Source organism: Propionispora vibrioides, assembly GCF_900110485.1.
Lineage (GTDB): Bacteria > Bacillota > Negativicutes > Propionisporales > Propionisporaceae > Propionispora > Propionispora vibrioides.
Window position 1 is genome coordinate 16,567 of sequence record NZ_FODY01000028.1, and the last position, 12,892, is coordinate 29,458.

Consider the following 12,892-nt stretch of genomic DNA (forward strand, 5'->3'; position numbering starts at 1 on the left):
GCCGGATTTTGATAAAACTTGCTGTCAATTTAAGTGGTCGAACACGATTTTTTACTGTATGCAATTCCCTGCCTGCTCTTATAATAGAGAAAAGGGGGAGATTTTTATGACGGTATTAGCTGCGGCCATCGTACCTCATCCGCCGATTATTTTGCCGGAGGTGGGGCGTGGCGAGGAACAAAAAATTCAAAAGACTATCGACGCTTACCGGGAGGCGGCCCGGCGTATTGCGACACTGAACCCGGATACGGTCATTATCGCATCACCCCATGCTACATTGTACGGAGATTATTTTCATATTTCGCCAGGCGAAGGGGCCCAGGGAGGCTTACGTCAATTTGGCATACATAACCTTACAGTGACAGTAAGCTATGACGGAGAATTTGTACAGCAATTGAGTGAAATGGCTGTTAAACGCGGCTTGCCCGCCGGAACTTTGGGCGAACGGGAAAAGGAACTGGACCATGGTACGCTGATTCCGGTCCGGTTTTTGCAAGAGCAGGGCGTTTCCTGCCCGGTGGTACGTATCGGGTTATCCGGCCTGTCGCTGCTGGAGCATTATCGTCTGGGACAATGCATTGCCGCCGCGGCGACGAACCTGAACCGGCGGGTGGTTTTTGTCGCCAGTGGTGATTTATCCCATAAACTAACAATCGAAGGACCCTATGGTTTTGCCGCCGAAGGACCGGAATTTGACCGGGAAGTAACGGAGGCTATGGCTGCGGGAGATTTCCTGCGGTTGATGACTTTTCCGGAAGATTTTTGTGAAGCGGCGGCGGAATGCGGCCTGCGTTCGTTCGTGATTATGGCCGGTGCTCTGGACGGCAGGGCTGTTCAGCCGGAATTACTCTCTTATGAGGGAACGTTTGGCGTCGGTTATGCGGTTGGGATGTTTACTGTCACCGGCAGCGACGACCGCCGCCGGTTTGACGTAAGCTATGAAAGGCAGGAACGGGAACGGCTGGACCGGATTAAGGCGCAGGAAGACGTTTATGTCCGTCTGGCCCGCCTTTCGCTGGAAACATATCTTAGAACCGGAACGTATGCCAGGTTGCCTGACGATTTGCCGGCCGAGCTTCGGCAGCGAAAAGCCGGGGTGTTTGTATCCTTAAAAAAACAGGGCCGCCTGCGGGGCTGTATCGGAACAATTTTACCGGTGACTGAATCGGTTGCGGCGGAAATTGTGCGCAATGCAGTAAGCGCCGGGACGGAAGATCCGCGCTTTGATCCGGTGACCGAACGGGAATTGGTTGACTTAACCTACAGTGTGGATGTCCTGTCCGAGCCGGAAGCTATCAAGTCTGCCGACCAACTGGATGTAAAGCGGTATGGCGTTATCGTTACCAGCGGTAGGAAACGTGGTCTATTGTTGCCCAATCTGGAAGGCGTAAGAACGGTAAACGAACAAATCAGCATTGCCCTGGAGAAGGCGGGTATAGCTCCGGGACAACCTTACTCTCTGGAGCGGTTTGAGGTGGTGCGCCATACATGAGAACCGTTTGTGGAATTTGTCCTCATGCTTGCTCGTTGGACGAGGGACAGACCGGCCTTTGCCGGGCACGGATCAACTATCGGGGCGAGATCATTTGTGAGAATTACGGCAAGCTGACAGCAATAGCGCTTGATCCGATCGAGAAAAAACCGTTGCGGCGGTTTTTTCCAGGGAGCCTGATTTTATCCGTAGGCAGTTATGGCTGTAATTTGCGCTGCCCCTTTTGCCAAAACAGTGATATTGCCCAATGCGGCGGGGAGAAACCGGACATTCTGGAGGTTTCACCGGAAACGCTGATAAACAAAGCGCTGGAACTGAAGCCTGCCGGTAATATCGGACTGGCCTACACTTACAATGAGCCTCTGGTCGGTTATGAATTTGTCCGCGACTGTGCGAAGCTGGCGGCTGAACAGGGATTGAAAAATGTGGTGATTACTAACGGAACTATCTGTGAAAAACCGCTGCGTGAGTTACTGCCGCTCATTGACGCCATGAACATTGATCTGAAGGCGTTTACTGAACGGTTTTATTGCCTGATCGGCGGTGATCTCGCGACGGTGAAGCGAACAATTGAGCTTGCCGCTAAAACCTGCCATGTGGAAGTGACAACTCTGATCGTACCGGGAGAAAATGACGACGAGGCGGAAATGGACGCACTGGCTGCCTGGCTGGCGTCGCTCGGGCCGGACATTGTGCTCCACGTGACTCGCTTTTTTCCGCAGTGGCAGATGGCTGAACGGCAGCCTACTCCGCCGGATACGGTTTACCGGTTGGCCAAAGTGGCCCGCAGGCATTTGCTGCAGGTGTATGAAGGAAATTGCTAGTAGAGTTGTGCTTTAAACAAGGAATGATGGCAAGTTTCAAGGATAGTTTCATTAGAAGAGCCCGGTTCGAAGCGATCAACTCAGTTTTTTGATTTAAATCAATAGAACTGCCCCTGGAGGTCGAAGTGCCGGCGATCTGAAAAACAAGCAAGTTAGCCCTGGGCTACATCGGAGCTGTTACGATGTAACCCAGGGCTGTTTATATTGATATATTATACAGAGGATGATATGAAGAAAGGAGGGATGGCGTGCTTACTAGATTAGGCAAAAATGATGCATGCTGGTGCGGCAGTCAAAAAGAATACAGAAAATGTCATGCCGATTTTGACGAAAAGGTTGACCACTATAAAAGGCAGGGACATCTGGTTCCGTCGAGACAGATGATCAGGAATCCGCTCCAAATAGCAGCCATCCGGGAAAGTGGCAAAGTGAATGCAGCCGTTTTGGATGCAGTGACAGAGTATGTCAAGGAGGGAATCACCACAGAGGAAATTGACCGACTCATCTATCAAAAAACGATAGAATTGGGGGGGATACCCGCACAACTTGGCTACAAGAGATTTCCCAAAAGTGTATGTACGTCACTAAACAATCAGGTGTGCCATGGAATTCCTTCCCCAAAAACAGTGTTGTGCGATGGCGATATTATAAATGTTGATGTTTCAACCATATACAAGGACTATTTTTCAGACTCTTCCCGGATGTTCTGCGTAGGAAATGTAACAAAAGAGGCCCGGCGGCTTGTCCGGGTTGGGCAGGAGTGCGTTATTTTGGGGTTGCGGCAAGTACGACCCTGGGGTTTTCTTGGTGATCTGGGGCAGGTTATACAGGAACATGCCGTGAAACATGGTTATTCAGTTGTGAAAAAAATAGGCGGCCATGGGATTGGTTTGCGCTTTCATGAACCCCCTTGGATTGGCTATGAAGGAAAAGCTAATACCGGGATGCTGTTGGCTCCGGGCATGATCTTTACTATAGAACCGATAATTAATGCCGGAAAAGCGTCAATATATTTAGCTAAAAATGGCTGGACCTATTACACAGAAGATGACAGTCTGTCGGTGCAGTGGGAAGTCATGGTGTTGGTGACTGAGGACGGATATGAGGTATTGGCATACTGATGAAAAGTCGGGCGCTTACCGTTTAAACAACGGAATTTTAAAAACCTGCTCGATTACTAAACAAACAGCAAGCAGTCTTTTCGGACGGTTTGCTGTTTGTTCTTTTGTTTGACCAAGCTACGAGATATAATTGAATTGTAAAAATGTAAATTATTTGAAAAAGAGGTGTTGGAATGGCTACGCGTTCTGAAAACAGGGATATCCGTTGGGCGGCCGGAGATATCAGGTTGTATTTTATGGATAATATTCGCTGGCTGATGATTGTTTTTGTGGTATTGATGCATCTTAACGTTACCTATAGTACACATGGACTCTGGTATTATACAGAGCCATCCTATACTCCGTTGGTTTCGGGGCTGTTATTTGCTATATACGGTTTTTTTACCCAGGCATATTTTATGGGATTGCTGTTCTTTATAGCCGGTTATTTTGTGCCTGGATCACTGGATAAAAAGGGAACCAGCCAATTTATTAAGAACAGGCTGCTGCGTTTGGGAGTCCCTACGCTAAGCTACATGTTATTAATCCACCCCATTACCCTGTTTATTGTAGGTGCGTTTCAGCATAACAATCCGTCCTGGCTTTCCTGGTATATACATTATATTTCTTCTTTAGAATTTCTTAGCAGTTCAGGTCCTTTATGGTTTGCTTTAGCTCTCTTGGTGTTTTCCCTTGTCTATGCCCTGCTGAGGCATATTTCGTTTTTCCCGCCCATGCCTGCGTATCTAAAACAAGCCAAGTCAATTAAAAATTCCTGGGTCATTTGTGTCATGGCAATTATGGCAATCGTTGCTTTTCTGATACGTCTGGTGCAACCGGCAGGGGTGCCGCTGTTTAATACTCTTACAGGTAATTTTATGCAAATTGGCTTTTTCTCATCTTATATTATTCTTTTTGCCGTAGGGATTATTTTTAAACGTTGTAATTTACTAAATAAGCTTTCGTATACATTTGGTAAACGCTGGCTTATTCTAACCTTGATCTTGGGATTCCCAGCGTGGTTTGGACTGATTATCGGGGGTAATATTGTAAAGAACGGGGCGGCCTTTGCCGGTGGCTTTTATTGGCAGGCGGTAGCCAGCGCGATTTGGGAGTCTTTCTTTTGTGTAGGGGTTTCTTTAGGGATCGTCGCTATTTTTCAACATAAGTACAATACACAGGGGGCGGTCAGTAAATTTCTCGCCGATAATGCTTTTGGCGTCTACGTTTTTCATGCCCCGATTGTAGTCGCCATCACTATGGCATTGCGGGAGTTCAGCCTGAATCCGTTAGTAAAGATGTATGCAGTGGCCATCCTGGTTTTGCCGGTTTGTTTTGCTTTTAGCTATTTCCTGCGAAAAATAGCATGGATAAAGCGGTTTTTTTCGTAAGTCAAAAGGGAATGGGAAGGAAGTGGGAAAACCGCTCCCTTACTTTTGCGTGAGTTTCTAAACGAGCTGTGTATCACAGCGCCGTATGTTTGGCATGCTAAGAGAGTAGAAAAAGGAAAGGCATGATTGAAAGTTTATCCGCGCCATACTACCAATTTCCGGAGGAGAGGATTATTTTGGAGAGCCAGGATAAGCCGTCAATCTTGTTCATATCGCTCAATCGCCATCAACGGCAGTATTTTAATCAACTGGGCGTAGCACTGCGTGATGCCTATCGTATTCACCATATCCACTATAGTTTATCCGATTTTTCCGGTGCCCTGGTAAAGCCCGAATTGCCGGAAACAGTGGCGTTTACCGGTGAGGAGCTAATGGAGGTTATCTATTTTTCACTGGTAAAGGGAGAACTGCGCCGATTTAAAGGCTTTCGTGGCTGGATGCATTCGCAGCAGGTTTTGGAGAACCGGGCTTATTATGCCACTCTCTATTTTTATAACTATATGTGCCGTGTAGCGGTTGATCTTGTTTGTGTGTGGAACGGCTTAAATATTCCTGTGGCAGCCGCGATGCGAGTGGCAAGAAAGCTTGGCAAGAAGACGGCTTTCTTTGAAAATGGCTATCTCCCCGATACGACTACGCTTGATCCTTCGGGAGTTAACTATAAAAACAGTCTGGCCGGTAAGCCACGTTCTTTTTATGATGCCCTCGTTCCCGATGAACGGCTGCTTGCTGCATTATATGATGCCGCTCCCGCCGGTCGCAGGCTAAAGAAAAAGTGGTACCAAAAGGTAGGCAAGAAGCAAAAAAGACAGCCCGAAGCGGTTCAATTACCCTCGAAGTATATCTTTCTTCCTTTTCAGGTGCATGATGATACACAGGTCCTGCTGTATTCTCCTCACATCCGGTCGATGGAAGAATTGGTGCGGCATGTGGTGCATGGGGTAAAACAATATAACCGGCATCACCGGGAGGATGTTTGGATCGTTGTTAAAGAACATCCTTCCGACTTTGGCCGTGTCGATTATTCTCAATTAAAAAAGAAGTATCAATATGATAATATTATATTTCTGCGTTTCTATCCCACTTCCGATCTGATTGCCCAAGCCCAAGGGGTTATTACCATCAACTCCACCGTAGGCATTGAGGCATTAGTCCGGCACAAGCCTGTGATCACCCTGGGTGATTCGTTTTACAACATAGAGGGGTTGGTGTATCATGTGGTAACCCCGGATAAACTGGCCGAAGCTATCCGGTTTATACATAATAAACCGGATCATTCTTTAATAGATAGGTTCCTCTATTATTTACGTTATTGCTATCTGGTAACCGGTTCCTGGCGGCAACCCACGGCAGGGCATTATGAGGATGTTGCCGGAAAGATCACAGAAATACTGCTTGAAAATGGGAATGAATAGGTGCTAGCAGGTTTGCTCATCGCGACAGAAACAAGGAAAGAAATATTTTAAAAGAAAATTATTCCTAAACTATTGCAAATGATTTCCTTCTATGCTACATTTACTAAATATAAAGCAAAGAAGCTTTAGGACCAATCCTGGGGCTTCTTTGCTTTTTTGTCCTCTGTGGTCACATATAAAACAATAGAAACACCACTCGAGGGCCGGTTAGCAACTAAAAAGTAGTACTAACCGCGAAATCATTCTATTTTATTTGGAGGAGTTATTATGAAAAAATCACTACTTATGGCCTTGACCGCCAGCCTTGTTCTGACCGGGGTAGGCACAGCCTTTGCTGCCGACGACGCAGTAAAAATTGACGGCAGCATCACTTTCCATTACCGGGATCAGCATGACCCTCAGGGTGCTGGTGACCGCAATGCCTTTAAATCAACGGTTACATTGAATGCCGAAGCCCCCATCACCAGCAATTTAGATGCATATGCCCGCTTTACCTACCAGAATATTAGTACGAAAGAAGGCACCTTTGCCGGTGATTTTATTGGCTCTTTTGACAAGCACGATCAGAACAACGCAGCTCTTGATGCGTTTGGGTTAAAATACAATAATGATGGCTATAGCTATGTAGTTGGTTCCCAGGCATTGACCTTGGGTGGTGGCATTGCTTATGACAACGGTTTTAACGGCAAACATGCCTTGCCGTATGCCGTTAATGTCAGCAAAAAAGTGGGCGCCGTTAACCTAAATGCCATTGTGGCTAAAACCAATTATCAGGATGGCAAGGAAAATGACAAGTTCTATGTATTGCAGGGGACTACGGCTGTAAGCGATAAATCTACCGTGGGTGCTATGCTGGCTCAGGTCAATTATGGTGAAGCATCTGTGGCGGCTAGTAAATTAAAGACGGATGACGTAACTTTATTCAGTGTGTATGGCACTCGCCAACTGTCCGATCGGACCAGCCTTTCGGCCGAATACTTGAAAAGCAGCGTTTCTTATGCAAGCCAGGGCTTTCAGGCTAATGTAACCCGGAAACTGGATGATAAAAATAAACTGACAACCGGCATCTATTACATTCAGGATCAGGCAAACATTTTTGATGCCAATTATGGTGATATGACTGGGGCTCCCAATAATAATACCAAAGGGACCCTGCTTATCTGGAATCATAATTTTGATAAGACCACCAGCCTTACGGTGGGTAATTTGAACTATAAAATGCTGGATAAAAATGCAACCAGCGGAGCTATAAATAGCGATCGCAATCGCTTCTTCACCAATGTTTCGGTGAAATTCTAATTATAAATAAGAAACATGGAGAAAGATGGCTAGGGAAGAAGATTCCTTAGCCATCTTTCCTTTTATATCTTTTAGACTGATATAAACTAACAAACCGCCCTGCGCACAGGAACGGTTTATACCGGTGGTGCATACGACCACTGGCTTGTATGTAAAAGGGCTGAACACCCTTTTATAGCTGTATAGGAATTGCCATACCGTATCTGCCGGAGGAGGGTCAAATCGGCATGGCGCTTTATTTACCTTTAGTATACCGCTTAAGGCGGGATGCATTGTTAAGCTGGATTTAAGTATTTGTTAAAAGAGTCGCCAACACTTAACAGAAGATGGTAAGCTCCGGAGGTGGTCATGCCTGGGCAGAGTTTTGAGGGACCATAACCAGCCGGTTTACATAGTATATATAAAAAACAAGTAGGTGAATGATTTGGACTGCGAAGGGTTAACTGGGAAGGTTATAGTACCGGGTGATCCAGGTTATGAGCGGGCCAGGCAGGATTATAACAGAGCGATCAGCCAATATCCGGCAATGATCGTATATTGCACTGACTCCCGCGACATAGCCAACGCTATTTGCCGGGCGGAAAAAGACGGACTGGGACTGCGCGTAAGGTCAGGCGGACATGATTATGAGGGGTATTCCAATGGCACCGGCAAACTGGTTATTGACACATCTCTGTTAAATCAAGTCCAGATAAACCTGCAGGACGCTACGGTAAAAGTACAGGCAGGGACCAGATTATTGTCCTTATATGAACAGCTGTACGAGTATGGTTACACTTTTCCCGGTGGGACCTGCCCGACAGTAGCTATTTCGGGGTTAATCTTAGGCGGCGGGATTGGTCTCTCTACCCGGTATTTGGGATTAACGGCGGATAGTCTGCTTGAGGCAAGCATGATTAATTATGCCGGGGAACAGCTTGTGGCCAATCGTCAGTGTAATTCCGATTTGTTTTGGGCGCTTAGAGGAGCCGGCGGCGGAAACTTTGGCGTTGTAACCGACTATACTTTCCGGTTGGAGAAGGTAGATCAAATTACGGTCATTCAGCTTAGGTGGGATAATAATAAAGCGGCCCGAGACCGTTTTCTGGCGTTGTGGCAGGAATGGCTGCCCGGACTGGATTGCCGTATGAGCGCATTTGGCGGAATTTATCCGGCCGGTGCCTGGCTGAACGGTTTTTTCTATGGGACTACTGAAACGGCCAGACAACTCTTGCGTCCTTTTCTGGCTATTCCGGGCTTGACTTTGGAAATCACTATGTATGTTCCGTTTATTGATGCCATAAAGATCATTGGAGCCATTTATCCTAAGAGCGAGACTTTTCAGGCGGCAGGCAGATTCGTTCAGAGAACTCTTTCACGGAATCAATTGGATACACTGATTCATATTATCGAACAAGCTCCTTCCGAACGTGATTCATCCATCCGGGTCTACTCACTGGGTGGTGCTGTCCGGGATGTCAAACCGGAGGAGACGGCCTTTGCTTACCGGCAGGCTGATTATATTATGGCGCTTATGTCTGCCTGGAAAAAGGAAGATGAAGCAAGGGCCCATCGACGGTGGATTATGCAGGGCTTTTGCTTTATCGAGACAATCACCCTTGGATCTTATGTAAACTTTCCTTACAATAGAACACAAGGGTATCTGCAGGCTTACTTTGGGAAAAATCTGCCCAGATTGCAGGACATAAAAGCAGCTTACGATCCTTATAACGTATTCCGGTTTCCCCAGAGCTTACAACCGCCGCTGTGAAACGGCAGCGAAGCAGGCTCCAGCAGGCTTGACTGGTGCGGTTTCTAATCGGCGTGCATAGCAAAAGGACACTGCTGGGCTGCAGTGTCCTTTTACTTAAAATACTTCTATGGCAGTGCCGATCGTAAAGTCGGCCGGTGTCAGGGCTTCCTCGCCTTCGAGCATAATGCAGCCGGGGCGTTCGGGGGTAGAACCGCCCTTAAAGCTTAAGGTGCAATGACCCAGCTCCTTCAAGGTATGCCTGACCTCGGAGCCGATGGCGGAGATAGTGAAGACCTTGCCGCAGATGCTTAGCATATCGCCTGCGGCAAAATCGGCCAGTATAGGGGCCGGCTTATGGAGGACGGCCATATCAGCCAACTCCGGCGGCACGCCGTCGTTAAAGATGATGATGCAGTTTAGATCCGCTTCGGTGAGGAACTGCATAGCTTCAATTCCCCAGCCGGTGATTTCTGAATGATATTTCATGATGATTTCTCCCGTAAATCAAGGTTTGTTTAATACATGCCAAAGCTGAACAGAAAGGCGATAAGTACGGAAAGCGGGCCGGTAATCAGGCGGGAATAGAGCACGGCAGGAACGCCGAGTTCTATGGTTTCCGAATCGGCTTCGCCGAGGCTTAGACCGACGGGGATAAAATCGCCGCCGACCTGCGCGTTAATGGCGAACAAAGCAGGCAGGGCATACTGGGCGGGAATGTGGCCCAGGCCGATTTCCACGCCCAACAGTGTTCCCACGACCTGAGCGATGACGGCGCCGGGACCGATTACGGGCGCTACGAAGGGCAGCGAGCAGATGATGGAAATGAGCAGCATGCCGGGCAGGGTGCTGGCCAGCGGCGAGACGGTATGGGCAATGACGTTGCCGATGCCGGACACTTGGATGATGCCGATAATCATGCTGACAAAAGCCATAAAGGGGAGGATGCTTTTCATCACCATATCAATGGTTTCACGGCCGGCCTGATAAAATTTGTTGACCACGCCGCCGACGGCAATGCCAAGGCGGGTAATGGCATTTTTCTTTTTCCCGGCGTTCATGGCGGCGATTTCCGCTCTGGCCTGGGCTTTGGTTTTCGGTTCGGCGGCGGAAGTGGCGGCGTTGGCTTGCGCCTGGCTGCCGTCCTTACTGGTCAGAATAGCTCCTTCCGGGGCGTAGCTTAGGCAGCTTTCGGTTACATCGGATACATAGAGGGTTTCGGTGATAAATTTGGCCAGAGGACCGACTTTGCCAACTGGCGTGAGATTGACGGTAAAGACGTTTTTCTTGGGATATACGCCGCAGCGGGCAGTGCCGGCGCAATCGACGACGGCAACAAACATTTCGTTGTCCGGCACCGCCGTAGTGAAGCCGTCAACCACTTCGCAGCCGGACATTTCGGCGATCTTAACGGCCAGGGGATGAATGCCGCCGCCGGTCACGCTGACAACTTTATGGCAGGTATCGGTGGGCATGATGGTTAAAGGGCCGCCCCAGCCGCTGTTTCCCTTAGTTATGGTAATTGCTCGGTACATGGAATCATTCCTTTCTAAGGTCGTAAGTTAGGGGGTGATGCGGACTTTATTTCTCTCTTGCTTTTAATGTGGCATAGATTTTTTCGGTTACCAGACCACGGATGAAGATGACGATCACGCCAACCAGGAAGTAGCGGACAGCCAACTCGCCCAAAGGGAAGCCCAGGGTGGTAATGCCGGCGGCAATGCCCATATAGACAAACAGTTCACCGCCATTGGCATGGGGGAATAAACCGGTTACCGGATGTAAAAAGCTTACGGTGGCATCGTAATAGGCCGGTTTATGCTTGTTGTCGACGAAGCGTCCAAAGCTGTAGCACATGGGGTTGCCTAAAAATAATACAGCCAGGATCGGCAATATGGTGTACCGTGTTACTACGTTTTTCGTTGCGGTTTGCGCCAGGTTATGAATGCGCTCTTCGCCAATTAATTTGATAAAGGCGCTGACGGCGGTCATTAAGATGACGATGAGCGGAATAATTCCGACTACCCAGCCGGAAAAGGTGGTTGCACCTGCCTTGAAAAGATTCATAAAGCCATTAGCTAAATTTGCTATTAAATCCACGTTAGTTTCCTCCATTTTACATGATTATATAGGTGATGAAGCTGAATTGTACTTGGTACAGCCGGCATCCCGGGCCCTGAGAGGCCGGCTGGGCCATTTACTCTTCAACTGGGTTTAACCGTACATCCAATGCATCCAAAGCTTGCAGGTGTGCCCGATAGACTTTTTGCTGTTTGGCCGGCAGTGCCCGGTATTCATCGCGCAGTTCATAGATGGTTTTACCGGCGATCTGCTGCAAGGCCTGAAAGCGGCTGAAAATTGTATACCCTTCCAGTATTTCGCCGCCGGTAATCCGACCGCCCTGGTCACAGGCGATGACGACAATATTGCCGGGGGTGAGCTTCCCCTTTTTACTGCCAATGCCGACAGTGCCCAGCGGGCGGAGACGCCGGACCGCTTTTTTATACTGCCGGACTTGTTGCAGTGTGGCTATGGCCTGTAATACTAAAATGATAAATAAAGCAAGATAAATCATTATGTACTCCTTATAATCTCTAAAGTGCAAGCAAGGCCGTGGCGCAGTCAAAATCAGTGACCAACGTGTTGATAAAGCCGCCCCGGATGGCGCCGCGTACGGCCAGAGCTTTCCCTGCGCCACCGGCGATGCCGATCCGTTTCTGGACTTTCTTTAGCTGTTCAATCGGCATACCCGCCACCCGGCGGTTAAAGCTCATGAACTGATCACAATGGCCATCCTGATCGTAAAACTGCAATAGAATATCGCCAACAGCACCGGCTTCCACAAACTTGTCCAGCGTTTCGCCGCTGACATAGCCTGTTTCCATCAAGGTGGAACCGCCACGCTGTGGGATGCCGATGCCCATGATAATCGTGCTGATGCTGCGATAAAGTCTTAATACGCTTTGTACCGATTCTTCCTTCAGAAAGCCTTCCAGAACATTGACATCGGAGAAGATGGCCGGGGAAAAGAACTGGACACAATCACCGCCGAACAGCCGGGCGAATTCACTGGCGATATAATTGGAGTGAATGTCCAGCCGGCTGACGCCGAGACCACCGAGAATGGGTACGAATTTGCAACGGATTGGCTCTTCCAACTGGCGGGCCGCCCTGAGAACATTTTGCAGAGTCATTCCCATGGAGACGCCGACCACATCGCCGTCTTCCAGAGTGCGGATCAGGAAATTGACAGTTTCTTTGCTCACGCTGAGACTGATTCGCTCGTTGGTCGCTTCCACAGGGCTGGAGTCGGCAATGGCGGCCTCCAGCAGACCGTATTTTTTTTCCAGTTCCCGTTCCAGTTTACCGAATTTGATATTGTAGGGATTAGTTACTTCGATTTTAACAAATCCTTGTTCTTTACCCAGCTTTAGCATCCGGGACACTGAGGGGCGGGAGACGCCCAGGTGTTCGCTGATGTCCTGTTGACTGAGCTGATCATCATAATAGAGACTACAGCATTTAAAAATGAGACGAGGATCGTCAATGAATTTTTTCATGGTAGCCTCCTTTTGATAAATGAAATTATCAATATATCTATAATTGAACAATTGCAAATAATGATCTCTTGTTATCTGAAAT

The 12,892-nt window shown here is 48.2% G+C and carries 12 protein-coding genes; 7 read left to right on the forward strand and 5 right to left on the reverse strand.

From position 1 onward, the window contains the following. Positions 1 to 106: 106 nt before the first annotated feature. The 7 genes from amrA to BMW43_RS17625 all read left to right on the forward strand — a co-directional run bounded on the left by amrA (position 107) and on the right by BMW43_RS17625 (position 9,271). Complete coding sequence (amrA, locus tag BMW43_RS17595; protein ID WP_091750783.1) at positions 107 to 1,492, forward strand: AmmeMemoRadiSam system protein A; 1,386 nt, start codon at positions 107 to 109, stop codon at positions 1,490 to 1,492. Further along, positions 1,489 to 2,316, forward strand: coding sequence for an AmmeMemoRadiSam system radical SAM enzyme (gene amrS / locus BMW43_RS17600; protein ID WP_091750785.1), 828 nt, complete (start codon positions 1,489 to 1,491; stop codon positions 2,314 to 2,316). Before amrA ends, amrS begins: the two co-directional genes overlap by 4 nt. Positions 2,317 to 2,564: 248 nt before the next feature. Further along, positions 2,565 to 3,437 carry a type I methionyl aminopeptidase gene (gene map, locus BMW43_RS17605; protein WP_091750788.1) on the forward strand — a complete coding sequence of 291 codons (873 nt, stop codon included), beginning with the start codon at positions 2,565 to 2,567 and terminating at the stop codon, positions 3,435 to 3,437. A gap of 173 nt (positions 3,438 to 3,610) precedes the next feature. After that, positions 3,611 to 4,807 carry an acyltransferase family protein gene (locus tag BMW43_RS17610; RefSeq protein WP_091750790.1) on the forward strand — a complete coding sequence of 399 codons (1,197 nt, stop codon included), beginning with the start codon at positions 3,611 to 3,613 and terminating at the stop codon, positions 4,805 to 4,807. 176 nt (positions 4,808 to 4,983) lie between these two features. Continuing rightward, entirely contained in the window at positions 4,984 to 6,222 is a 1,239-nt protein-coding gene (locus tag BMW43_RS17615; RefSeq protein ID WP_177173660.1) for a capsular polysaccharide export protein, LipB/KpsS family, read from the forward strand. 267 nt (positions 6,223 to 6,489) lie between these two features. Then, on the forward strand, positions 6,490 to 7,521 hold the full coding sequence (locus BMW43_RS17620; RefSeq protein WP_091750795.1) for a hypothetical protein: 1,032 nt from the start codon (positions 6,490 to 6,492) through the stop codon (positions 7,519 to 7,521). A gap of 424 nt (positions 7,522 to 7,945) precedes the next feature. Then, positions 7,946 to 9,271 (forward strand): FAD-binding oxidoreductase, encoded by a 1,326-nt coding sequence (locus BMW43_RS17625; RefSeq protein WP_091750799.1) that lies wholly within the window; start codon positions 7,946 to 7,948, stop codon positions 9,269 to 9,271. Between the two features lie 96 nt (positions 9,272 to 9,367). Here the strand turns inward: BMW43_RS17625 and BMW43_RS17630 are convergent, their stop codons facing one another. The 5 genes from BMW43_RS17630 to BMW43_RS17650 form a co-directional block, all read right to left on the reverse strand. Next, on the reverse strand, positions 9,368 to 9,739 hold the full coding sequence (locus BMW43_RS17630) for a PTS glucitol/sorbitol transporter subunit IIA (RefSeq protein WP_091750803.1): 372 nt from the start codon (positions 9,737 to 9,739) through the stop codon (positions 9,368 to 9,370). Positions 9,740 to 9,768: 29 nt separating this feature from the next. Then, the gene (srlE, locus tag BMW43_RS17635; RefSeq protein WP_091750806.1) at positions 9,769 to 10,785 is read right to left on the reverse strand and encodes a PTS glucitol/sorbitol transporter subunit IIB; all 1,017 of its coding nucleotides are present in this window, start codon (positions 10,783 to 10,785) and stop codon (positions 9,769 to 9,771) included. Positions 10,786 to 10,831: 46 nt separating this feature from the next. After that, positions 10,832 to 11,350 (reverse strand): PTS glucitol/sorbitol transporter subunit IIC, encoded by a 519-nt coding sequence (gene srlA, locus BMW43_RS17640; protein ID WP_091750807.1) that lies wholly within the window; start codon positions 11,348 to 11,350, stop codon positions 10,832 to 10,834. 97 nt (positions 11,351 to 11,447) lie between these two features. After that, the gene (locus tag BMW43_RS17645; protein ID WP_091750810.1) at positions 11,448 to 11,825 is read right to left on the reverse strand and encodes a transcriptional regulator GutM; all 378 of its coding nucleotides are present in this window, start codon (positions 11,823 to 11,825) and stop codon (positions 11,448 to 11,450) included. Between the two features lie 19 nt (positions 11,826 to 11,844). Next, positions 11,845 to 12,810 (reverse strand): sugar-binding transcriptional regulator, encoded by a 966-nt coding sequence (locus BMW43_RS17650; RefSeq protein WP_091750813.1) that lies wholly within the window; start codon positions 12,808 to 12,810, stop codon positions 11,845 to 11,847. Between the last annotated feature and the right edge of the window lie 82 nt (positions 12,811 to 12,892).

Excerpts from the sequence above, each read along its gene's own strand:
- amrA (WP_091750783.1), top strand. The coding sequence starts at position 107 with ATGACGGTATTAGCTGCGGCCATCGTACCTCATCCGCCGATTATTTTG.
- amrS (WP_091750785.1), top strand. The coding sequence starts at position 1,489 with ATGAGAACCGTTTGTGGAATTTGTCCTCATGCTTGCTCGTTGGACGAG.
- BMW43_RS17610 (WP_091750790.1), top strand. The coding sequence starts at position 3,611 with ATGGCTACGCGTTCTGAAAACAGGGATATCCGTTGGGCGGCCGGAGAT.
- BMW43_RS17620 (WP_091750795.1), top strand. The coding sequence starts at position 6,490 with ATGAAAAAATCACTACTTATGGCCTTGACCGCCAGCCTTGTTCTGACC.
- BMW43_RS17630 (WP_091750803.1), bottom strand. The coding sequence starts at position 9,739 with ATGAAATATCATTCAGAAATCACCGGCTGGGGAATTGAAGCTATGCAG.
- srlE (WP_091750806.1), bottom strand. The coding sequence starts at position 10,785 with ATGTACCGAGCAATTACCATAACTAAGGGAAACAGCGGCTGGGGCGGC.
- BMW43_RS17645 (WP_091750810.1), bottom strand. The coding sequence starts at position 11,825 with ATGATTTATCTTGCTTTATTTATCATTTTAGTATTACAGGCCATAGCC.
- BMW43_RS17650 (WP_091750813.1), bottom strand. The coding sequence starts at position 12,810 with ATGAAAAAATTCATTGACGATCCTCGTCTCATTTTTAAATGCTGTAGT.